The following is a 22,360-nucleotide window of genomic DNA, read 5'->3' as shown; positions in this document are numbered from 1 at the left end:
TGCATCCTTAAACATGCCGGGCATCCGTGCCGTGTCTGAAGCCCTTGCTTCAGGTTTAAGTCAAAGCATAAATCAAGAGAAACGCCGATGAGCGCCAGCACCCTTGCCAACTTGCGACATGATTGGTCCTTAGCCGAAGTTCGCGCATTGTTTGTTCAGCCATTCAATGATCTGTTATTCCAGGCACAGACCGTTCACCGCGCACATTTCGACGCCAATCGGGTGCAGGTTTCGACGCTGCTTTCGATCAAGACCGGGGCCTGCCCGGAAGATTGCAAATATTGTCCGCAGTCAGGCCATTACAACACCGGCCTGGCCAAAGAGAAGTTGATGCAGGTCCAGGCAGTGCTGGAAGAAGCGGCACGGGCCAAGTCGATCGGCGCCACCCGTTTTTGCATGGGTGCAGCCTGGAAACATCCTTCGGCCAAGGACATGCCCTACGTGCTGGAAATGGTCAAAGGGGTCAAGGCGCTGGGGCTGGAAACCTGCATGACCCTGGGCAAGCTCGACCAGGAGCAAACCAGCGCGCTGGCCCACGCCGGGCTCGATTACTACAACCACAACCTCGACACCTCGCCTGAGTTCTACACCAGCATCATCACCACCCGCACTTACAGCGAGCGCCTGCAAACCCTGAGTTACGTGCGTGATAGCGGGATGAAAATCTGCTCCGGCGGGATCCTGGGCATGGGCGAGTCGCTGGATGACCGGGCCAATCTGCTGATCCAGCTGGCCAACTTGCCCGGGCATCCGGAGTCGGTGCCGATCAACATGCTGGTGAAAGTGGCCGGAACGCCGATGGAAAACGCGGAAGATATCGACCCGTTTGATTTCATCCGCATGCTGGCGGTGGCGCGGATCATGATGCCGCAGAGCCATGTACGGCTATCGGCGGGGCGTGAAGCGATGAACGAGCAGATGCAGGCACTCGCGTTCTTTGCCGGGGCCAACTCGATTTTCTATGGCGATAAATTGCTGACCACGGCCAACCCCCAGGCCGATAAGGACATGCAGCTGTTCAGCCGCCTGGGCATCTTGCCCGAGGCCGGTGAGGACCACGCTGACGAAGTGCATCAGGCAGCCATTGAGCACGCGCTGATGGATCAGAAATCCAGCGAACAGTTTTATAACGCTGCGGTTTAAACCCGAGCCCCACCCTCTGTAGGAGCGAGCTGTTTCAGGTTGCTTAAAAGCTCGCGAGCAAGCTCGCTCCTACAGGGGGCAGCTCGCTCCTGCAGGTTGTGCGCCATCTGTTTTCGAGGCCAGCATGTCTTTTGATCTAAGCGCCCGCCTGGCCGCGCGTCGGGCCGACCACTTGTATCGCCAGCGCCCGTTGCTTGAGAGCCCGCAAGGGCCACAGGTAGTGGTCGACGGCCAGCCGTTACTGGCTTTTTGCAATAACGACTATCTCGGTCTGGCCAATCATCCCCAGGTCATCGAAGCCTGGCAGGCCGGGGCATCGCGCTGGGGCGTGGGCGGCGGGGCATCCCATCTGGTGATCGGCCACAGCACACCGCATCACGAACTGGAGGAGGCGCTGGCCGAGTTCACCGGTCGCCCGCGGGCGCTGTTGTTCAGTAATGGCTATATGGCCAATCTGGGCACGGTCACGGCATTGGTGGGGCAGGGCGATACGGTGCTGGAAGACCGTCTCAATCACGCTTCGCTGCTGGATGCCGGTTTGTTGAGCGGCGCGCGTTTTAATCGTTATCTGCATAACGATGCGCTCAGTCTGGCCGCGCGGCTGGAGAAGGCTTGCGGTAATACGCTGGTGGTGACTGATGGCGTGTTCAGCATGGACGGTGATCTGGCTGACCTGCCTGCCCTGGCCCGCCAGGCCAGGGCCAAAGGCGCATGGCTGATGGTCGATGATGCCCATGGTTTCGGCCCGTTAGGCGCCAATGGCGGAGGGATTGTCGAGCACTTCGGCCTGAGCGCGGACGATGTTCCGGTGCTGGGCGGCACCCTGGGCAAGGCATTTGGCACCAGCGGTGCGTTTGTGGCCGGCAGCGAAGAGTTGATCGAAAGTCTGATCCAGTTCGCCCGGCCTTACATCTACACCACCAGCCAGCCACCGGCGCTGGCCTGTGCCACGCTGAAAAGCCTCGAGCTGTTGTGCACCGAACACTGGCGCCGTGAACACCTCAAGCAATTGATTAGTCAGTTCCGCCGTGGTGCCGAGCAGATTGGCCTGCAACTGATGGACAGCTTTACTCCGATCCAGCCGATCATGATTGGCGACAGTGGCCGGGCGATTCGTCTGTCACAGATGCTGCGCACACGCGGATTGATGGTGACCGCGATTCGTCCGCCAACGGTGCCGGCAGGCAGTGCGCGATTGCGCGTGACGTTGTCGGCCGCTCACACAGAGGCGCAGGTGCAGCTATTGTTAAATGCACTCGCTGACTGTTGGCGCAAGCTGGAGCCCGACCATGCGTGACCGTTTGATTTTGCTGCCGGGCTGGGGCCTTGGGGTTTCACCGCTGGAGCCCCTAGCCGCGGCGTTGCGAGGCCTGGACGAGCACTTTCGGGTTGAAATCGAACCGCTGCCGGTGCTGGCGTCGACCACGTTGCAAGACTGGCTCGATGAGCTGGATGCAACACTGCCCGACAACGTCTGGCTGGGCGGCTGGTCGCTGGGCGGCATGCTTGCCACGGAGCTGGCCGCCCGTCGGGGTGAGCGTTGTTGCGGGCTGGTGACCCTGGCCAGCGACCCCAGCTTTGTCAGCCGTGACGACTGGCCCAGTGGCATGCCGGCAGCTACCTTCGAGCTCTTTCTTGGCGGTTTTCGCGAAGCACCCAACACCACCCTGAAACGCTTTTGTCTGTTATGCAGCCAGGGCTCGGTCGAGCCTCGTGCATTGGCCAGCCAGCTGTTGGGCGGCGCGCCCAAAGCGCAGCCGGACATCCTGCTCGCAGGCCTGGAATTACTGGGCAAGCTCGATACACGCAGTGCCTTGCAGGCGTTCAACGGTCCGCAATTGCATTTGTTCGCCGGGCTTGACGGCTTGGTGCCGGTACAGGCCGCAAGCGATGTGCTGGCGCTGTTACCAGATGTCGAAGTGGGTCTGATTGAACAGGCCTGTCATGCATTCCTGCTGGAAGCCCCCCACGAATTGGCGGCGGCGATCCAGGGTTTTTTACATGAGTCGGGCGATGACTGATTTGAGTGTTGCAACCCACGCCAATCCCTTGCCGGACAAGCGTCAGGTGGCCGTTTCGTTTTCCCGGGCGGCAGCCAGCTACGACAGCGTGGCTGAACTGCAGCGTGCAGTAGGTCATGAACTGGCCAGCCGCTTACCGGCAGATCTCAAGCCTGAGCGGTGGCTGGATCTGGGCAGTGGCACGGGCTATTTCAGCCGGGTGCTGGGGCAGCGTTTTGCTCACAGTGAGGGGCTGGCGCTGGATATCGCCCAGGGCATGCTGGCGTTCGCCCGGCCCCAGGGCGGTGCCCAGCATTTTATTGCAGGGGATGCCGAAAGCCTGCCGCTGCAGTCCGGCAGTTGTGACTTGATTTTTTCCAGCCTGGCGTTGCAATGGTGTGCCGATTTCAATGCCGTGCTCAGCGAAGCCCGGCGGGTGCTCAAACCCGGAGGCGTGTTTGCCTTTGCCAGTTTGTGCGTGGGTACATTGCGCGAGTTGCGTGACAGCTGGCGGGCGGTGGATGGTCAGGTTCACGTCAATCGCTTCCGTGAATTCGAGACCTATCAACAGCTGTGCGCCGGTAGCGGCCTGGCTGTACTCGGCCTGCACAATCAGGCGCATGTGCTGCACTACCCGCAAGTGCGCCAGTTGACCCATGAGCTGAAAGCTCTGGGGGCGCATAATCTCAACCCCGGTCGCCCCGAAGGGCTGACCGGCAGGGCACGGCTTCAGGGGTTGGTGGGTGCCTACGAGCAGTTTCGTCAACCTGCGGGACTACCGGCAACCTATCAGGTGGTCTACGGGATTCTGGAGAAAGCGCGATGAGCCCTGGGTACTTCATTACTGGCACCGACACCGACGTTGGCAAAACCACGATCGCAGCAGGTTTGTTGTATGCCGCACGCGAGGCCGGATTGAGCACGGCGGCGGGCAAGCCGGTGGCTTCGGGCTGTGACAACACCCCTGAAGGTTTGCGTAACGCCGACGCGCTGGCACTGATGGCAGAGTGTTCAATCAAGCTCAGCTATGACGAGGTCAACCCCGTGGCATTCGAACCGGCTATCGCTCCGCACATTGCTGCGCGCGAAGTCGGGGTGGTGCTGACGGTGAAATCGTTGTTGTCGCCCATGCGCCAGATTTTGGCCCGGCAGGCGGATTTCACTCTGATTGAAGGCGCCGGAGGCTGGCGCGTGCCGCTGTCCGGGCAAGACAGTTTGTCGGATCTGGCCCAGGCACTGGATCTGCCGGTGATTCTGGTGGTGGGCGTACGCCTGGGTTGCATCAGCCACGCCTTGTTGACGGCCGAGGCGATTGCCCGGGATGGCCTGCAACTGGCCGGTTGGGTGGCCAACATCATTGGTCCGAAGACCTCCCGCCTTGAAGAAAACCTCGCCACCCTGGCCGAGCGTCTCCCGGCTCCCTGCCTGGGCCGTGTGCCAAAGCTCAAGAGCGCCTCGGCGCAGGCTGTGGCCGAGCATCTGCAGCTGGATTTGCTGGACTAAGCTCTGTTCCCCATGTGACTGCTCCCTTCAGGCGCTGGCTTGCCAGCGATCCTGGGGACGGGTGCGTCTGTGTCAATACGCTGAAGCGATGGCCGGCAAGCCGGCTCCCACCATTTGCTGCCGGGCCCGATATATAAGGGTATCGATCATGCCCAAGACGAACGGCGGCATAGCGCTGCTTGACAATAAATGGGCGTAAACGTATGTTTCAAACAACTGTTTGACCGCTATAACAAATTCACGCGGTTGTTCATCCCCGGATTCATCAGCAGAGGTTTATCGCTATGCCTGACTACAAGGCCCCCTTGCGTGATATTCGCTTCGTTCGTGACGAACTGCTCGGTTACGAAGCGCATTATCAGAGCCTGCCGGCTTGCCAGGACGCTACTCCAGATATGGTTGACGCCATTCTTGAAGAAGGCGCCAAGTTTTGTGAGCAAGTGCTGGCACCGCTGAACCGCGTGGGTGACATCGAAGGCTGCACCTGGAGTGAATCCGGGGTTAAAACCCCTACCGGCTTTAAAGAAGCCTACAAACAATTCGTTGAAGGCGGCTGGCCTAGCCTGGCTCACGACGTAGAACACGGCGGCCAGGGCCTGCCGGAGTCTCTGGGTCTGGCAGTCAGCGAAATGGTGGGTGCGGCCAACTGGTCGTGGGGCATGTACCCGGGCCTGTCCCATGGTGCGATGAACACCATCTCTGAGCACGGTACTCCCGAGCAGCAGAATACCTACCTGAGCAAGCTGGTTACCGGCGAGTGGACCGGCACCATGTGCCTGACCGAGTCCCATTGCGGTACCGACCTGGGTCTGCTGCGGACCAAGGCTGAACCTCAGGCTGATGGTTCCTACAAAATCTCCGGGACCAAGATTTTCATCTCGGCCGGCGAACACGACATGGCCGACAACATCGTCCATATCGTTCTGGCGCGCCTGCCGGATGCACCGGCGGGTACCAAAGGTATTTCGCTGTTTATCGTGCCCAAGTTCAACGCTAACGCCGATGGCAGCCTCGGTGAGCGCAACGCGGTTTCCTGTGGCTCCCTTGAGCACAAAATGGGGATCCACGGTAACGCCACCTGCGTGATGAACTTCGACGGTGCAACAGGTTTCCTGATCGGCCCGCCGAACAAAGGCCTGAACTGCATGTTCACCTTTATGAACACGGCCCGTCTGGGCACTGCCCTGCAGGGTCTGTCCCACGCCGAGATCGGTTTCCAGGGCGGCCTGAAGTACGCTCGCGACCGCCTGCAAATGCGTTCGTTGACCGGGCCCAAGGCACCTGAAAAGGCTGCTGACCCGATCATCGTTCATCCGGATGTACGTCGCATGCTGTTGACCATGAAGGCATTCGCCGAAGGCAACCGCGCGATGGTTTACTTCACCGCCAAGCAAGTCGACATCGTGAAATACGGCGTTGATGAAGACGAGAAAAAGAAAGCCGATGCGTTGTTGGCGTTCATGACTCCAATCGCTAAAGCGTTCATGACTGAAGTCGGCTTTGAATCCGCCAACCATGGCGTACAAATCTATGGCGGCCACGGCTTTATCGCTGAGTGGGGCATGGAGCAGAACGTTCGCGACAGCCGCATTTCGATGCTGTACGAAGGCACCACCGGTATCCAGGCACTCGATCTGCTGGGCCGTAAAGTGCTGATGACTCAAGGCGAAGCGCTCAAAGGCTTCACCAAGATCGTGCACAAGTTCTGCCAGTCCAATGAAGGTAACGAAGCCGTTCAGGAGTTCGTGACACCTTTGGCTGCACTGAACAAGGAATGGGGCGAGCTGACCATGAAGGTCGGTATGGCAGCCATGAAAGACCGCGAAGAAGTGGGTGCGGCCTCGGTCGACTACCTGATGTATTCCGGTTATGCCTGCCTGGCGTATTTCTGGGCTGACATGGCGCGTCTGGCGGCTGAAAAGCTGGCAGCGGGCACGTCCGAAGAAGCGTTCTATAAAGCCAAGTTGCAAACGGCACGTTTCTACTTCCAGCGCATCTTGCCGCGTACCCGTACCCACGTTGCCACCATGCTTTCGGGCGCAGGCAACCTGATGGACATGAAAGAAGAAGACTTCGACCTGGGCTACTAAGCCCGGCGAGTCATCTGAAAAAGCCGCTTCTCCCCAGGGGACGCGGCTTTTTTATTGTGCGCCATCCACATCCCCCTTGTAGGAGCGAGCTTGCTCGCGAGCTTTTTATAAAAACGCCTCGCGAGCAAGCTCGCTCCTGCAGGGTGTGACTTAAATATTACGTCTGGTCACAGCTTGACCCTATGTATCACTATCGTCGTTAAGCTAGACTGAGTGCCAGTTTCAATTGCCCTACGGGCTCCAACGTTTACAGATTACGAGGTTTGCCATGGCTGATTACAAAGCGCCCCTGCGCGATATGCGCTTCGTCCTCAATGAGGTTTTCGAGGTCGCCTCTCTTTGGGCGCAATTGCCTGCATTAGCAGAAACCGTCGATGTTGAAACTGTTGAAGCCATTCTTGAGGAGGCGGGCAAAGTAACTGCCAAAAGCATCGCGCCGTTGAGCCGCAGCGGCGACGAAGAAGGCTGCCACTGGAAAGACACCGTAGTCACGACGCCAGCCGGTTTCGTCGATGCCTACAGGACCTACGCTGAAGGCGGTTGGGTCGGCGTGGGTGGCGCCCCCGAGTTCGGCGGAATGGGCATGCCCAAGTCGGTATCGGCCCAGGTTGAAGAAATGATCAACTCCTCCAGCCTGGCTTTCGGCCTGTATCCCATGCTGACGGCCGGGGCCTGTGTATCGATCAACGCTCACGCCAGTGAAGAGTTGAAAGCCACTTACCTGCCCAATATGTATTCGGGGGTGTGGGCGGGCTCCATGTGCCTCACCGAGCCACATGCCGGTACCGATCTGGGGATTATTCGCACCAGGGCCGAGCCTCAGGCTGATGGTTCTTACAAAGTCAGTGGCACCAAGATTTTCATCACCGGTGGCGAGCACGACCTCACCGAAAACATTATCCATCTGGTCCTGGCCAAACTGCCGGATGCTCCGGCGGGGCCCAAAGGCATTTCGCTGTTTCTGGTGCCCAAGTTCATGGTGCATGCCGATGGCAGCCTGGGTGAGCGCAACCCGGTTACCTGTGGTTCCATCGAACACAAAATGGGAATTCAGGCTTCAGCTACTTGCGTCATGAACTTCGACGAAGCCGTGGGTTATCTGGTGGGCGAGCCCAACCGTGGATTGGCCGCGATGTTCACCATGATGAACTACGAGCGTCTGGGCGTCGGTATTCAGGGCCTGGCCTCGGGCGAACGCTCGTATCAGAACGCGGTTGAATACGCCCGCGACCGCCTGCAAGGGCGTGCTGCAACCGGCGCTCAGGCCAAGGACAAAGTGGCTGACCCGATCATCGTTCATGCTGACGTACGCCGCATGCTCCTGACCATGAAAGCCTGCAACGAAGGCGGACGTGCATTTTCCACCTATGTCGCCAATCAGCTGGATATTGCCAAGTTCAGCGAAGACCCGGCGGCGCGTGAACGGGCCGATGCCCTGGTGGCGTTACTGACCCCTGTGGCCAAGGCCTTTTTGACCGATCTGGGGCTGGAAACCACCGTGCATGGCCAGCAAGTGTTTGGCGGCCATGGCTATATTCGTGAGTGGGGTCAGGAGCAACTGGTGCGCGATGTGCGTATTACCCAGATCTACGAAGGCACTAACGGCATTCAGGCGCTGGACTTGATGGGTCGCAAGGTGGTTGGCAACCGCGGGGCTTACTACCGGATGTTTGCCGATGAAATCCGCCAGTTCATCGCAGCGCAATCCAGCGACCTGAGCGAGTTTACCCAGCCCCTGGCGGCCGCTCTGGACACCCTTGACCAACTGACGGCCTGGGTTCTGGACCGCTCGCAAAATAATCCCGATGAAATCGGCGCGGCATCGGTCGAGTACCTGCAGGTTTTTGGTTACACGACCTATGCCTACATGTGGGCATTGATGGCCAAGGCTGCTTTGGGCAAAGAGTCCGAAGAAGCCTTTTATGTCAGCAAACTGGGCACTGCACGCTTCTACTTCGCGCGTTTGCTGCCACGTATTCACTCGCTGAGCGCCTCGGTCAAGGCTGGTAGCGAGTCGCTTTACCTGCTGGATGAAGCGCACTTCTGAAATCATTTCAGAGTCATGTAAGCATTTGCTTACATGGCGTACTGCCATTCGCCCATATCGCCAGATTGGATCCATGGGTAATCTACTTATCAGGGACGTAGAGCAGGAAGCTCAAAGCAACAACAGGGACACGTAGGATTCTGCCAGGAAGGCGGAGTGAAAAGGATGTCAGGGAAACAGTCTGCAAAACCCCGCCTAGGCGGGGTTTTCTTTTTTGTGCGTCTGAATTTTGCTGGGCCCCGGTTGACAATAGATGTCCTGCGGGAGCCGGCCTGGCGGCGATGGCATCATCGTTTTTGTTCAGATGGCCGCCCTTGCTGCACCGCTGCAAGCCGGTTTGCACTACAACAGCGCTGCATCCTTGGGATGCCTCACGTCTTCCAGCAATGTGCGCAGTAATTCGAGCGTCGCTTGCTGGCGCTGTACATCGCGACACACCAACCCCACCTTCAGCGGCACCCGCGGTTCACTGAGGGGCTTCCAGAGCAGTACTTGATTTTCATGTTCCTGGCGCGAGCGCCCCGGCAGTACGGTCGCCAGCCTGGTATGGGGCAGGCTTTCGAGAATTCCGGCCATGGTGTTCAGCTCAGCCTGAACCTGTGGCCGACGGCCCAGGCTCGCGAGCTGGCTCTTCCAGATTTGCCGCACCTGAAACTCCTCCCCCAGCAGCAACATCGGCAGTTCGGCAGCCTGGGTCAGTGACACCTTCTTGAATTCGCGTAACGGATGGTCGGCCGGAATCACCAGTTGCAACTCGTCTTCGTACAGCAACATGCCGTTCAGCCCCGGCTGACGTGGCGGCAGATAGCTGATCCCGATGTCGAGGGAACCATTGAGCAGGCGCCGTTCAATCTCGATGCCGGTCAGTTCGTAGATTTGCACCACCAGATGCGGCTGGGCCTGACGCACGCGTTCGAGCATTTGCGGCACCAGGCTGGTATGCACGGTTTGCAGCACGCCGATGGCAATGGTGCGCAGGGCCTGGCCCTGGAAGTTGCTTAGAGCCTCTTTGGCCCGTTGCAGACCATCGAGTAGTGGCAAGGCGTGGTTGTACAAGGTATGCGCAGCGAGCGTCGGTAGCAGGCGTTTACTGCTGCGCTCAAAGAGGCTGACGTCGAGGTTGTGCTCCAGGTGGCGTATCTGTTGCGAGAGCGCCGGTTGCGAGATGGACAAACGCTCGGCAGCACGGCCCACATGGCCTTCTTCGTAGACCGCGACGAAATAACGCAGTTGCTTGAAATCCATAAGTAATGCTTATCGAAAATGCTTAAAAAACGAAATGGCTCAAAGGCCCGACGACGCCTAGTCTACCCCCATTCCACAAGGGCCGTAGAGCCTGAGAGCCAGAAGATTACTGATTTGCACGAGGTTTTTTGCATAGGAAAGGCAATAGGTTTTGCCGGTGGCGTTGTCACCCATGCACAAGACTCACGGTTGCAAATCGGATCTGCTTATGAGCACAAGGTCTGCCTGCATGAACCTGTTCAACCTGCGTCGCCCCCGATCCAGCCATCACCTGCTGGAGGCTGAGTCCGTTCCGTCAGTTCATGACAGCCGCCAGTCCCGGGCCTGCCTGATGCCCAGCGTGGAGCGCGCGGCTCAAGTCTTCGTGCGGGGCCAGGGGTCGTGGCTGTGGGACAGTGAAAGCCGTGCTTATCTGGACTTTTACCAGGGCGGTGCAGTCAATAGCCTGGGGCATAGCCCGGCCGTATTGATCAAGGCGATGGCAGATCAGGCGCAGGCACTGATCAATCCCGGGTCGGCCTTTTACAATCCGGGCATGTTGGGCCTGGCCGAGCGCTTGTGCGCAAGCACGGGCAGTGACCAGGTGCATTTTCTCAATACCGGAGCCGAGGCCAACGAGGGCGCGATCAAACTGGCGCGCAAGTGGGGCCAGTTGCATCGTGGCGGTGCCCACCGAGTTATTACCGCCACCCAAAGTTGCCACGGTCGCAGCTTTGGCGCGATGTCCGCCTCAGGCTGCGGCACCTTTGATAATCGCTTTGAACCGCAATTGCCGGGCTTTATCAACGTACCGTTCAACGACCTGCCGGCGCTGCACGCCGCCGTCGATGCGCAGACCGTGGCCATCATGCTGGAGCCGGTACAGAGCGATGCCGGTGTGATTCCGGCGACCGGGCATTACCTCAAGGGCGTCGAACGCCTGTGTCGCGAGTTGGGCATCTTGCTGATTCTGGATGAAGTCCAGACCGGTATGGGCCGCTGTGGCACCTTGCTGGCAGAACAGAACTACGGCGTACGTGCCGACATCGTAACCCTGGGCAAAGGCCTGGGCGGCGGCGTGCCATTGGCCGCGTTACTGGCGCGGGGCAAGGCCTGTTGCCTGGAACCGGGAGAGCTGGGTGGCACCCATCATGGCAATGCATTGATGACCGCTGCCGGTGGTGCGGTGCTTGAGACGCTGCTGGAAAAAGGTTTCTTGCAGCAGGTGCGGGACACCGGTCACTACTTGCGCGAGGGGCTGGCCCGTCTGGCAAGCCGTTATGCCCAGGGCGAACTGCGTGGTCAGGGCATGTTCTGGGGGCTGACCCTGTCGGATGATTCGGCGCAGGCAGTGGTAAAGGCGGCGTTATACGAAGGTTTGCTGATCAGCGCTCCGCAGCCCGACTGTCTGCGTTTCACCCCTGCGCTGTGTGTCAGTAAAGGCAACATCGATGAGATGCTGCTGCGTCTGGCCCGGGCGTTTGCCCGGGTACGGACAGCACAATTGCAGTGCCGCAGAACCTAGAGCCATACAGAATTCAATGAACCGTCTCGCGGTGTACCGCGCGCCCTGTGCCAGTTTTGTTTGGCACGGGGCGTTTTTTTGTCCCGGATGAGCGCCGACTGAACCTTTTAATCACGCGCGCAGTCGATTAACTGTAGGGCTCGATTGGGCCCGCTATTAATTGGGAGCTGAACTCATGGACCTTATTAAAATCATTTTTGCGATCTTGCTCCCTCCACTTGGCGTGTTCATGCAAGTGGGATTTGCCGGCGCATTCTGGCTGAATATTCTGCTGACCTTGTGCGGATACATCCCGGGGATCGTGCACGCGGTGTGGATCATCGCCAAGCGCTAACCTGTGGCCGGAACTTCCTGATGCGCCGCTGACGTTGCAGGAGCGAGCAAGCTCGTTCCTGCAGGTGGTGTGCAGTCCAAGGGTTATCTGGCCAGCAACTCGCTATAAAACAACCATTCCTGTTCCAGTGCGTGTTCCTGGTTTTTGGCCTTGCGAAACCCGTGGTGTTCATCGGGATAGTAATGCGCCCGGGCCGGGATGCCGTTGTCTTGCAGCGCCTCGAGCATGTCCCGGGTCTGCTGCGGGACCACCACGGCGTCCAGCTCGCCCTGGAAGAAAATCACCGGCACGCGGATCTGGCTGGCGTGCAGTAACGGGGTGCGGGCCGCGTAGCGTTCGGCATCCCGTTGCGGGTCGCCGATCAGCCAGTCGAGGTAATCGCCCTCAAACTTGTGGGTGCTGCGTGCCAGGGCGACCGGATCGCTGACCCCGTACAGACTGGCGCCCGCGCGGAAGACATTGTGGAATGCCAGCGCGCACAAGGTGGTGTAGCCACCCGCGCTGCCGCCACGAATAAACGCGCGTTCGCCATCGATCAAGTCCTGTGCCGCGAGGTAGCTGACCACGGCGCAGGCGTCTTCAACATCCACTTCACCCCATTGCAGATGCAGGGCCTGGCGATATTCCCGGCCATAGCCACTGCTGCCGCGATAGTTCAGGTCGGCGACGGCAAAGCCGCGTTGGGTCCAGTACTGGATACGCGGGTCAAGCATCGGGTAGCAGGCCGATGTCGGGCCTCCGTGAACAAACACCAGCAATGGCGGTTTGGTTTCGCCGTGCATTGCCGGGTAGAAAAAGCCATGGGCTTCGCCGCCCCCGGACGGGTAGCGCAGGGTATGTGGCCGGCTGATTTGCCCGGGGGGGAGCGGCGCAATGCCACCGGCCAAAACGTTGATCTGTTTGTCGTGGCGGCGGATGGCAATGACGGCCGAGGGGCTGACCGGTGATGCGGCAATGCAATAGATGAACTCATCATCCAGCGCCAGGGAGCGAAAGCGGCTGTAGTCTGCGGTGTAATCTTCAAGATGGCCGTCAGGCGTATGGATGCCCAGGCGTCCGAAACCGGCCTCGGTCCAGCTGGCCAGATAGGCCTTGTCGCCCAGGGGCAGCCAGGTACTTGCGCCCAGTTGCCAGGGTGCCGGGGCGTGATCGGCGGCGGCACTTGGCGCAGGTATCAGGCCTTCGGCAAATTGTGCCCAGGGCTGCCAGAAGCCGGCGCGATCGGTAAGGCAATACAGGCGACTGTATTCGTCGAAGCGCGGCTGTTGCAGCGACTCTTCGCGCAGATCTCCGGCGATGCAGCGTGGGGTATTCCAGTGCCCATCGATGTTGCCTTCCGCCAGCATCAGGCGGGTCGACGTCCACGGCTGATGCGGCCGGCTCCATTCGATCCAGGCCAGGCGTTGACCGTCTGGGCTCAGGGCGGGCGCCGCGTAGAAATCGGCGCCTTCAGCCAGTACCCGGCGCTCAAGGGTCTTGAGGCTGATGCTCACCAGTCGATGGGTTTCGACATTTTCCTCGACGGCCAGTATGTGCCCGTCAGCGTATTGCACATCGCCATAGCGGCAAATGCCCCGGGTCAGGGCCTGGGGGGCCTTGTCATCCAGGGTTTGCAGATACAGTTGCTGGTCGGATTCGTTGACGAACACCACCCCGTTATCGCTCAGGCAGAACGCGCCGCCGCCGTACTCGTAGACCCGGCTGCGAACACTGAAACCGTCGGGTGTCAGGCAATGTGCCTGGCCGTCGCGCCAGTGCCAGATGCGACAGGCCGCGTCGGTGGGGCGGTACTCATTCCAGAACAGCCCTTTTGGGCCGACCCGCAGCTCTGCGAAATCGACCCCGGCGGCTACGGCGAGTGCGGCACTGAAAGGTTCAGCCTTTTGCGATGAGACGTGAGTTTCGATCATTTCGGAACGCCAGTTGTTCGATGGTCTGGGTGGCGTGCTCGGCTTCTTCGCGCGCCTTGAGAATCAAGTCGTGTTGTGGCGATTTGCTGCAAACCGGGTCCGCATTGCTGGCATCGCCCGTGAGCATGAAGGCCTGGCAACGACAACCGCCAAAGTCCTTTTCCTTCTCGTCGCACGAGCGGCAAGGCTCGGGCATCCAGTCATAGCCTCGAAAACGATTGAAGCCGAAGGAGTCATACCAGATGTGTTGCATGCTGTGGTCGCGTACGTTGGGGAACTCGACCGGCATCTGCCGTGCACCATGACACGGCAAGGCGGTGCCGTCAGGTGTCACGGTCAAAAAGATGCTGCCCCAGCCATTCATACAGGCCTTGGGTCGCTCTTCGTAATAGTCCGGGGTGACGAAAATCAGTTTGCAGGGATGGCCTTCGGCGGCCAGTTTGGCCCGGTATTCATTGGTGATGCGCTCCGCCCGCACCAGCTGTTCTTTGGTCGGCAGCAGTCCGACCCGGTTGAGCTGGGCCCAGCCGTAGAACTGGCAGGTGGCAAGCTCGACGAAGTCGGCCTCAAGGGCGATGCACAGCTCGATAATGCGATCGATCTTGTCGATATTGTGCCGATGGGTGACGAAGTTCAGCACCATCGGGTAGCCGTGGGCCTTCACGGCGCGGGCCATTTCAAGTTTTTGCGCGAAGGCTTTTTTCGAACCGGCCAGCAGGTTGTTCACCTGTTCGTCACTGGCCTGGAAACTGATCTGGATATGGTCCAGGCCGGCCTTTTTGAAGTCGCTGATTTTCTGCTCGGTGAGGCCGATGCCGGAAGTGATCAGGTTGGTGTAGAAGCCCAGCTTGCGGGCTTCGGCGATAAGCTCGGCGAGGTCCTGACGCACCAGCGGTTCGCCCCCTGAAAAACCGAGCTGGGCGGCGCCCATTTCCCGGGCTTCACGGAACACCTTGAACCATTGCTCGGTGCTTAGCTCTTTGCCCTGCTGGGCGAAGTCCAGCGGGTTGGAGCAATAGGGGCATTGCAGCGGGCAGCGGTAGGTCAATTCGGCCAGCAGCCAGAGCGGCAGGCCGATTTCCGGTTTGGGCGGGATACGGCTGTCAGGCAAGTTCGATCCAGTGCTCTGCACGAGCGACCTCCATAAATTGCTCGATGTCTGCGCCGAGCTCGGGTACGCCGGGGAACTGTTGGTCCAGTTCACCAATAATGGCGGCTACGTCACGCTGGCCATCTATCAGGCCACCGATCAATGCCGCGCTGTCGTTGAGTTTGATCATGCCTTCGGGGTACAGCAGCACATGGCCTTTTTGCGCGGGCTCGTATTGAAAGCGATAGCCCTGGCGCCAGGTCGGGATTTTGCTGCGATCGAAGCTCATAGGGTGATTCCTTTGTGCCAGACCCGTTGGTCGGTCACGCTGTGATAGGGCGGGCGGTCCAGCTCGTAGGCCATGGTCATGGCATCGAGCATGCTCCAGAGAATGTCCAGTTTGAACTGCAGAATCTCCAGCATGCGTTGCTGACCCTGGTAAGTGGTGTAGTGCTGCAAGGTAATCGCCAGCCCATGTTCCACATCGCGCCGGGCCTGGCCCAGGCGGGTGCGGAAGTACTCGTAGCCGGCAGGATCGATCCACGGGTAGTGCTGCGGCCAGCTGTCGAGCCGTGACTGGTGGATCTGCGGCGCGAACATCTCGGTCAGGGAGCTGCTGGCGGCTTCTTCCCAGCTGGCGCGGCGGGCGAAATTGACATAGGCATCCACGGCAAAGCGAACGCCGGGCAGGACCAGTTCCTGGGAGCGCAGTTGCTCCGGGTCCAGCCCTACTGCCTGGCCCAACCGCAGCCAGGCTTCGATACCGCCGTCTTCGCCGGGGGCGCCGTCGTGGTCGAGCATGCGCTGAATCCATTCGCGGCGTACTTCCCGGTCGGGGCAGTTGGCCAGAATCGCGGCGTCCTTGAGCGGGATATTCACCTGATAGTAGAAGCGGTTGGCGACCCAGCCCTGAATCTGCTCGCGGGTCGCGCGGCCTTCGTACATCGCCACCTGATAAGGGTGATAGATGTGGTAGTAGGCGCCCTTGGCCCGCAGGGCGGCTTCGAATTCGGTGGTGCTGAGAGGGGCGTGGGTCATGGTGCCTCCAGAAAATACGTTTTTGCAGTCGCTGCCGCTGGCTGCGACTACAGGGTTTTGCGGGTCAGAGCTCGATACTCATGCCGTCAAAGGCCACTTCAACCCCCCGGCGGGCCAGTTCGGCACGTTCGGCAGAGTCTTCGTCGAGGATCGGGTTGGTGTTGTTAATGTGGATCAGGACTTTGCGCTGCCCGGGCAATTGCTCAAGCACTTCGAGCATGCCACCGGGGCCGTTTTGTGCCAGATGGCCCATTTCACGACCGGTACGGGTGCCGACGCCACGGCGCTGCATTTCGTCGTCGTCCCACAGCGTGCCGTCCACCAGCAGGCAGTCGCTGCCGGCCATGATGTCCAGCAATGGCCCGTCGACCTTGCCCAGCCCCGGGGCGTAGAACAGTTTGCCGCCGGTGCGCAGGTCTTCGACGATCAGGCCGATGTTGTCGCCGGGGTGCGGGTCGAAGCGATGCGCAGAATAGGGCGGCGCAGCACTGCGCAAGGGCAGTGGACTGAAGCGCAGGTTCGGGCAGGCCGGGATGGTGAACGTGCCTTCAAGCTCGATGCGGTGCCAGTTGAGACCGCCGTTCCAGTGCTTGAGCATGGTGAATAACGGGAAGCCGGTGCTCAGGTCTTCATGAACCATGTCGGTGCACCACACGTCATGGGGGCAGCCTTCGCGCAGGCTCAGCAGGCCTGTGGTGTGGTCAATCTGGCTGTCCATCAGAACAATGGCGCTGATCCCCGTGTCACGCAGGGCGCGGCCTGGCTGCATGGGGGCAAAACTTTGCAGTTGCGCACGAATGTCGGGTGACGTGTTGCACAGAACCCAGTTCACGCCGTCATCGGAGATTGCAATCGAGGACTGGGTTCGGGCCTTGGCGTTCAGTGTGCCATCGCGAAAACCCGCACAGTTGACGCAGTTACAGTTCCACTGCGGGAAGCCGCCGCCAGCGGCGGAACCTAGAATCTGGACAAACATGGCATGCTCTCTTGCAATTCTGAAAATAAAAACGCCCCGGCGAACCGAGGCGTTGGGTTGCTCTGCTCAGCTCTGTTGTGCACAGAAGCAGCGCAGATCAACGGCTAGCGAAATACATGGTGACTTCGAAGCCAATACGCAGATCAGTGTAAGCAGGTTTTGTCCAAGCCATGAGGTAACTCCTTCAGCGGTAGTGGGTGGGGTCTCTAACGTTAGTCCGGCTCCCGAGGGAGTCGTTCCTGTGCTTAGGCGATCATGTTACTAAATCAGACCGTTCTTGAACGACCAATGTCGGAAAAAGCTCGTTACACAGATGGTAACGATCAGCTTCTCCCCTGATAAAACGTTTCAGTTGCAGTGTGTGTTGCGAGGCACAAGTAGCCGATATCAGCCTGGGCAATGTGCTGTGCCGCTTTCAGTGTAGTGCTTGGTTCCAGCGCCAGAAGCGCGGCGTAGAGGGCCTCGAGGTAATCCGACGGGTGGCCTGCCAGTTTGGCTTGCCACAACAGCTCAGCGGCCTGGAGCGCGCCCAGGGCCTCGGTCGAGAATTGCCGTGCCAAGGCATCACGAGCCTGGGTGAAAGAAGTTTCATCCAGCGAGCTGACCAATTGCGGCAAATCGGCGAGAAAGGTCCGGATGTGCCCGAAGATTTCAGCCGTTGAGGCGTGGGGTGATTGCACGCCGAACAGCAGGCCGGTCTGGCCATTGATTTGGCGCAAACCACTGAACACCGCGTAGCCCAATTGCAGCTCGCCCCTTAGCCGCTGATAGAACGGGGTTTGGGCGATATGGGCCAGCAGGCGCCAGGCCGCTTCAGCACCGAGATTGCCCACTGGCGCAGGACAAAATAGTAGCAGGGCCTGTTCGCTGGAATCGCAGGGTTCGGTGTGCCAGAAGTGCCGGTTTGCAGATTCGGGCTCCTGTCTGATCTGTGCATCCGGGGTGCCGGGAACTCTGGCCAGTGCCGCTGTGATCAGCGACTGGGTGGCGGCGGGCAAACCGACAGCCAGCCCGTCCCACTGCGCCGTGGCCCAGCACTGCTGCAGATCGCCGGCCACGTGGTCGCTACCAGGCTGGCAGACCTCTGGCAGGCGCTTGAGCAATTGGCGAACGGGTATCAATGGCCTGGCAGGGGGGGCGTTAGTCAATGGCCCGGTCGAGGGCGTAGCCAGTGCGCGCAGAGCGTGTTCGAGAATGGCGGGCATGGGCATCTGAAAGCCCTGCAGTTTCAGCAGCCAGTCATTGCCGCAAGGGCTGAACGACAGTTCGACACCGGCCGCGCGGGCATCTTGCTGCAGTGGGCGCAGGCTGTTTTCCAGGCCTGACAGCACGCCGTCTGCAGGTGTTGCGTGCAAGCGCCAGCGCAGGTAAATCGCTGCTTCGCCGTTATGGGCAGGCACCGCCGAACTGAAGTTCATTGCGGACATATCGCGACGGCTGCGCAAACGGTCCTGAGCAAAGGTGCGCAAGCCACGGTGAGCACTGGTTTGCCCGCGAATCAGGCCGGCACTGACCGGCTCTTTTGGTGCGCGCAAAAATGGATTGGCCGCCGGCAATTGCCAGGTGTACCGGCAGGTCGAGACCGGCACGGGCTGCATCTGCCCCAGTATGGCTTTAAGTGCCGCCACGGCTTGATCCGACAACGGCCCCTCAGCTTGCTCGCAGTCCAGGCGGGCCAGTTCCATTGCGCCACAAACTTCCATCTGACGCTGTTGCAGTAAACGAAATTCCTCCCGCAGAGCGGGCCAGTCTTGTTGAGTGCTGAAGAACGCCAGCCAGTCGTAGAACATCTCGCTGATCTGTGTTGCGGTCTGAGTGATCTCGGCAGCTGCGCTGAACTCGATTTGCAACAGGGCCTGCCCCTTGAACTGATACAGCACCGCAGCTTTCAGGTTAGTGATCAGTTGTTGCTGGCATAGCCGGTCCACCAGGCCGTCGGGTTTATCGGCATTGATCCAGTGGCACAGAAAGTCCAGGGCCTGTCTGGAGGCGGGCGGCAGCTGCTCGAAGGCGAACATCAGGTTCAGGTGCTGGCCGTCGATGTGTTGATAGCCCGGCCCGGCATCAGTCATCAATTTGGGGGGCGCACTCTGTACAACGGTTTCTGCACGTCGTAGATCGGCGCAGCTATGTTCAGCCAGTGCGGTCAGTTGATCTACGGATAGCGGCCCCGTCAGGCTGAGGCTCATTTGCCCGGTTTGATAGAACGCTTGGTAAAAGTCCTGCAGCGCCTGCTGAAAACTCTGGCGAGGTATTGGCAGGCTGTAACGGTTACCGGCATGGAAAGCCCTGAGCGGATGTGCCGGATTAAGGGGTTGCAGCAGTTTTAGCTGGTGCTGTGCCGAGGGCTCACGAGCCCAGGCGATAAATTCGGCATGCAGTACTTCGCGTTCGCGCAGTTGCTCATCCAGATTCATGCGCGGATGCGCGAGCATGTCGCACAACCGCTCAACACCGCCGGCAAAGGTATCGGCTGACAGCTCAAAGAAGAAGTCGGTGTGACGCTCGCTGGTTCTGGCATTCACTTGGCCGCCATGGCGTTGCACGTAGGCCATGAGGTTGTCTTGTGCCGGGAAGCGCTCCGTGCCGAGGAACAGCAAGTGCTCCAGAAAATGCGCGAGGCCGGGCCAGGCGGCGGGCACATCGTGACTGCCTGCGGCAACGCGCAATACGGCCGCGCAACGCTTGAGGCGCGGCTCATGGCGTACAGAAAGACTCAGACCGTTGTTCAGGGTCGAGCGTTGGGTGTGAGGGTGGTTCAGCGCAGGCATGGGCACTTCCGGAACAGAGAAGCGCTCATGCTAGCGGATTACGGGCAATTAGCGCTTGGTCAGCTCGTTGTAAAGTTCTGGGCGGCGATCGGCGAGGTAGGAATTGGTGGTTTTGGCAGCCAGCAGTTGCGGGTGTTCCAGGGTCGCGGCAATCAAGGTTTCGTCCTGTTTGGCCAGGGCAACCTGCCGGCCGTTGGGGGCGGCGATACTGCTTTGACCACAGTAATGGATATTTCCTTCATGCCCGCAATAGTTGGCGTAAGCCACGAAGCACTGGTTTTCGAAGGCGCGGCAGCGCACGGTGACATCGGCGATAAAGTCGTAGGGCACCATGTTGGCAGTGGGCACCACAATCAGTTCTGCACCGGCCAGGGCCAGACGCCGGGCATTTTCCGGGAACTCCAGGTCATAGCAAATCAGCAGGCCGAGCTTCCAGCCATTGAGCTCGACAACCGGGAACGCATCGGGACCCTGGCTGAACATGGAGTGATCGAGTTCACCGAACAGATGGGTCTTGCGGTAGTTGCACAGGCTTTTGCCATGGGCATCGATCAACTGCACGCTGTTATAGATGTGCCCGTCGGCACCGCGCTCGGGGTAGCCGTACACGATCGCCTTGTTGGTGGTTTTGGCCAGCTCGGCAATTTGCTGCGCAGCGTCGCCGTCGTGGGTCTGTGCGAGTTCGGCCACGGCCCTGGCGCCGATGTTGTAGCCCGTGAGGAACATTTCGGGCAGCACCAGCAAGTCGACATCTTTGGATTGCCGCGCAATATTGCCTAAGCGCTGCAGGTTGCCCGCGACATCCAGCGGCAGGGGCGGGCATTGATAAAGGGCGACGCGCATGGGGTTCTCCGGTGTAAGTGCTGACTGTTTGTGGCGGTGACTTCCATAACCCTTGGGTCAGCCAGACTCAAGGGTCATGGGAGTATCACGGCGGTGTTCAGTCCGGAAGGGCGATCGGGCCGATTTCATGGAATACATCGCCTGGCCCCGGGTTCTCGGCATGGGTGCTGCCGCCGAAGTGGGTCATGATGCCCCATACCGCATTCAATGAGGTCTGCACCGCGCCTTCCACCCAGGCCGGTGTCCAGGACACATCATCGCCGGCAATGAAGATCCCGCGCTGCTCGTCGGGTAAATCCTGCTGCATGAAGTGTGCATACATGCGCTGGTTGTAGCGATAGTGCCCTGGCAGCGCCCCTTTGAAGGCGCCAAGGAAGTGCGGATCGGCTTCCCAGGACACGGTGATCGGGTCACCAATGATGCGGCTGGCGATATCCACCTTGGGGTAGATTTTCTTCAGCGAGTCGAGCGCCAGTTTCACGCGCTTTTCTACGGGGTGTGGCAGCATTTTCAGTGCATCGCTCATCCACGAATACGACAGGCAGATGACCCCCGGCTTGTTGTCGCCGTTATCAAACAGGTAGGTGCCACGGGTCAGGCGATCGGTGAGGGTCATGCTCATCAGGTCGCGGCCGGTCTCCGGGTCTTTGTCTTTCCAGAACGGGCGGTCAACCATGACAAAAGTTTTCGAGGACTGCATGTAGCGTGTGCGGTCCAGGGCCATCCACACTTTTTGCGAGAACAGCGATTCTTCGCATTCGATCTGGGTGGTCAGCAGCCAGCTTTGGCAGGTGATCAAAATGGCTGCATGGGAGCGCACTACACCGAGGTTGTCGGTGACGCAGAACTGTCCGTCAGATGCGCGGGAGATGGCTTTGACTCCGGTGCGCGGGGCACCGTTATGCAATGAGCTGAGGCTGGTGCCCTCGGGCCAGTGGGCGCAGCGCTCGGGTGCATGACGCCAGATGCCCAGCGGGACTTGCTCAACTCCGCCAACCACCAGGTGTTGATGGTCGTCACAGTTGGTCATCACGACACGAAAGATCTCGAGCATCGAATTCGGGAAGTCGGAGTCCCATCCGCCAGTGCCAAAGCCGACCTGGCCAAATACCTCACGGTGCTGGAACGACAGTTTGGCGAAGGCTTTTGACGTGGCGACAAAGTCGTAGAACGTGCGGTCGTCCCACAGCGGAACAAGAGTGTTCCACAGCTCTTTGAGGCGAGGTACGTCACGGTCGCGGATGGCTTGCTGAATATCACCAAAGCGCGAACCTGACTCAAGCGCATCGGCCCAGGCGTCGGCGACTTCCTGGAACAGTGCAGGCAAGTCCGCCATTTTCTGTGCGTAGAAAGTCTGGCCTTCGAGGTCGATAACGGTGCTGCCCGACGCGGGCGTCAATGGGTTGGGGAACGGTTTGGTTTCCAGTCCCAGCTTGTCGACGTAGTGGTAAAACGCGGTCGAGGACACCGGGAAACGCATACCGCCCAGCTCGGCGATCACCCCTTCACTGCCTTCAAAGGCCTGCGAGCGCAGGCGTCCACCCATCTTTGAGGCTTCATACACTACGGGTTTGAGGCCCAGCTTCATCAGTTCGTATGCCGCTACCATTCCGGCCATGCCGGCGCCGACGATCGCGACTTCGGTCCCCAGCTTGTCGGCCGGGATACTGCCCAGGCCAGCCGGGTGTTCAATCCAGTCATCAAAGGCAAACGGAAAGTCCGGGCCGAAGATGGTGATGGGTTTTTTTCCGTCGATGGGGTGGCGATTATTCTTGTTCATGGCTGACCTGCTGGCGACCCGCGTTTAACGCTGAGTATAGGAAAAGACAGGCACCATGATAGGGAGCGCAGAACACGTTAATAAGG

19 protein-coding genes are annotated in these 22,360 nt (G+C 59.7%); 9 read left to right on the top strand and 10 right to left on the bottom strand.

Annotated features, from left to right (window positions below; all coding sequences use genetic code 11):
- The first annotated feature begins 87 nt into the window (after positions 1-87).
- From bioB to JQ845_RS18450, 7 genes are all read left to right on the top strand, one after another.
- The gene (gene bioB, locus JQ845_RS18480) at positions 88-1,143 is read left to right on the top strand and encodes a biotin synthase BioB (RefSeq protein ID WP_004419470.1); all 1,056 of its coding nucleotides are present in this window, start codon (positions 88-90) and stop codon (positions 1,141-1,143) included.
- A 124-nt stretch (positions 1,144-1,267) separates the two neighbouring features.
- Positions 1,268-2,440 carry an 8-amino-7-oxononanoate synthase gene (gene bioF / locus JQ845_RS18475; protein WP_203009337.1) on the top strand — a complete coding sequence of 391 codons (1,173 nt, stop codon included), beginning with the start codon at positions 1,268-1,270 and terminating at the stop codon, positions 2,438-2,440.
- On the top strand, positions 2,433-3,164 hold the full coding sequence (locus JQ845_RS18470) for an alpha/beta fold hydrolase (RefSeq protein ID WP_203009336.1): 732 nt from the start codon (positions 2,433-2,435) through the stop codon (positions 3,162-3,164). Before bioF ends, JQ845_RS18470 begins: the two co-directional genes overlap by 8 nt.
- On the top strand, positions 3,157-3,969 hold the full coding sequence (gene bioC, locus JQ845_RS18465; RefSeq protein ID WP_004419463.1) for a malonyl-ACP O-methyltransferase BioC: 813 nt from the start codon (positions 3,157-3,159) through the stop codon (positions 3,967-3,969). Before JQ845_RS18470 ends, bioC begins: the two co-directional genes overlap by 8 nt.
- Entirely contained in the window at positions 3,966-4,646 is a 681-nt protein-coding gene (bioD, locus tag JQ845_RS18460; RefSeq protein ID WP_127196508.1) for a dethiobiotin synthase, read from the top strand. The genes bioC and bioD overlap by 4 nt, the downstream gene beginning before the upstream one ends.
- A gap of 284 nt (positions 4,647-4,930) precedes the next feature.
- Positions 4,931-6,736 (top strand): phenylacyl-CoA dehydrogenase, encoded by a 1,806-nt coding sequence (locus tag JQ845_RS18455; RefSeq protein WP_004419459.1) that lies wholly within the window; start codon positions 4,931-4,933, stop codon positions 6,734-6,736.
- 268 nt (positions 6,737-7,004) lie between these two features.
- A complete protein-coding gene (locus JQ845_RS18450) occupies positions 7,005-8,783 on the top strand; it encodes an acyl-CoA dehydrogenase C-terminal domain-containing protein (RefSeq protein WP_010656670.1) in 1,779 nt (592 codons plus the stop codon).
- 342 nt (positions 8,784-9,125) lie between these two features.
- Here the strand turns inward: JQ845_RS18450 and JQ845_RS18445 are convergent, their stop codons facing one another.
- The gene (locus JQ845_RS18445) at positions 9,126-10,028 is read right to left on the bottom strand and encodes a LysR family transcriptional regulator (RefSeq protein ID WP_004419455.1); all 903 of its coding nucleotides are present in this window, start codon (positions 10,026-10,028) and stop codon (positions 9,126-9,128) included.
- Between the two features lie 229 nt (positions 10,029-10,257).
- On the opposite strand from JQ845_RS18445, the gene JQ845_RS18440 reads away from it, so the two are divergent.
- On the top strand, positions 10,258-11,532 hold the full coding sequence (locus tag JQ845_RS18440) for an aspartate aminotransferase family protein (RefSeq protein ID WP_010656669.1): 1,275 nt from the start codon (positions 10,258-10,260) through the stop codon (positions 11,530-11,532).
- Positions 11,533-11,707: 175 nt separating this feature from the next.
- The gene (locus tag JQ845_RS18435; protein WP_004419451.1) at positions 11,708-11,866 is read left to right on the top strand and encodes a YqaE/Pmp3 family membrane protein; all 159 of its coding nucleotides are present in this window, start codon (positions 11,708-11,710) and stop codon (positions 11,864-11,866) included.
- 83 nt (positions 11,867-11,949) lie between these two features.
- Here the strand turns inward: JQ845_RS18435 and JQ845_RS18430 are convergent, their stop codons facing one another.
- The 9 genes from JQ845_RS18430 to JQ845_RS18390 all read right to left on the bottom strand — a co-directional run bounded on the left by JQ845_RS18430 (position 11,950) and on the right by JQ845_RS18390 (position 22,274).
- A complete protein-coding gene (locus JQ845_RS18430; protein WP_203009335.1) occupies positions 11,950-13,776 on the bottom strand; it encodes a S9 family peptidase in 1,827 nt (608 codons plus the stop codon).
- Positions 13,742-14,887, bottom strand: a complete 1,146-nt coding sequence (gene pqqE / locus JQ845_RS18425; protein WP_004419448.1) for a pyrroloquinoline quinone biosynthesis protein PqqE — start codon at positions 14,885-14,887, stop codon at positions 13,742-13,744. Before pqqE ends, JQ845_RS18430 begins: the two co-directional genes overlap by 35 nt.
- Positions 14,880-15,155 carry a pyrroloquinoline quinone biosynthesis peptide chaperone PqqD gene (pqqD, locus tag JQ845_RS18420; protein WP_004419445.1) on the bottom strand — a complete coding sequence of 92 codons (276 nt, stop codon included), beginning with the start codon at positions 15,153-15,155 and terminating at the stop codon, positions 14,880-14,882. Before pqqD ends, pqqE begins: the two co-directional genes overlap by 8 nt.
- Entirely contained in the window at positions 15,152-15,904 is a 753-nt protein-coding gene (gene pqqC, locus JQ845_RS18415) for a pyrroloquinoline-quinone synthase PqqC (protein ID WP_004419443.1), read from the bottom strand. Before pqqC ends, pqqD begins: the two co-directional genes overlap by 4 nt.
- 64 nt (positions 15,905-15,968) lie before the next feature.
- Entirely contained in the window at positions 15,969-16,880 is a 912-nt protein-coding gene (pqqB, locus tag JQ845_RS18410) for a pyrroloquinoline quinone biosynthesis protein PqqB (RefSeq protein WP_004419441.1), read from the bottom strand.
- Positions 16,881-16,977: 97 nt separating this feature from the next.
- Positions 16,978-17,052 carry a pyrroloquinoline quinone precursor peptide PqqA gene (gene pqqA, locus JQ845_RS18405; protein ID WP_003444522.1) on the bottom strand — a complete coding sequence of 25 codons (75 nt, stop codon included), beginning with the start codon at positions 17,050-17,052 and terminating at the stop codon, positions 16,978-16,980.
- A gap of 151 nt (positions 17,053-17,203) precedes the next feature.
- Positions 17,204-19,651 (bottom strand): pyrroloquinoline quinone biosynthesis protein PqqF, encoded by a 2,448-nt coding sequence (gene pqqF / locus JQ845_RS18400; RefSeq protein WP_203009334.1) that lies wholly within the window; start codon positions 19,649-19,651, stop codon positions 17,204-17,206.
- Positions 19,652-19,699: 48 nt separating this feature from the next.
- The gene (locus JQ845_RS18395; RefSeq protein WP_203009333.1) at positions 19,700-20,494 is read right to left on the bottom strand and encodes a carbon-nitrogen hydrolase family protein; all 795 of its coding nucleotides are present in this window, start codon (positions 20,492-20,494) and stop codon (positions 19,700-19,702) included.
- Between the two features lie 97 nt (positions 20,495-20,591).
- Complete coding sequence (locus JQ845_RS18390; RefSeq protein ID WP_010656666.1) at positions 20,592-22,274, bottom strand: flavin monoamine oxidase family protein; 1,683 nt, start codon at positions 22,272-22,274, stop codon at positions 20,592-20,594.
- Positions 22,275-22,360 lie beyond the last annotated feature (86 nt).

The sequence above is a fragment of the Pseudomonas paraversuta genome (assembly GCF_904063065.1).
Classification (GTDB): domain Bacteria; phylum Pseudomonadota; class Gammaproteobacteria; order Pseudomonadales; family Pseudomonadaceae; genus Aquipseudomonas; species Aquipseudomonas paraversuta.
This window is presented reverse-complemented; position numbering and strand designations above follow the sequence as displayed.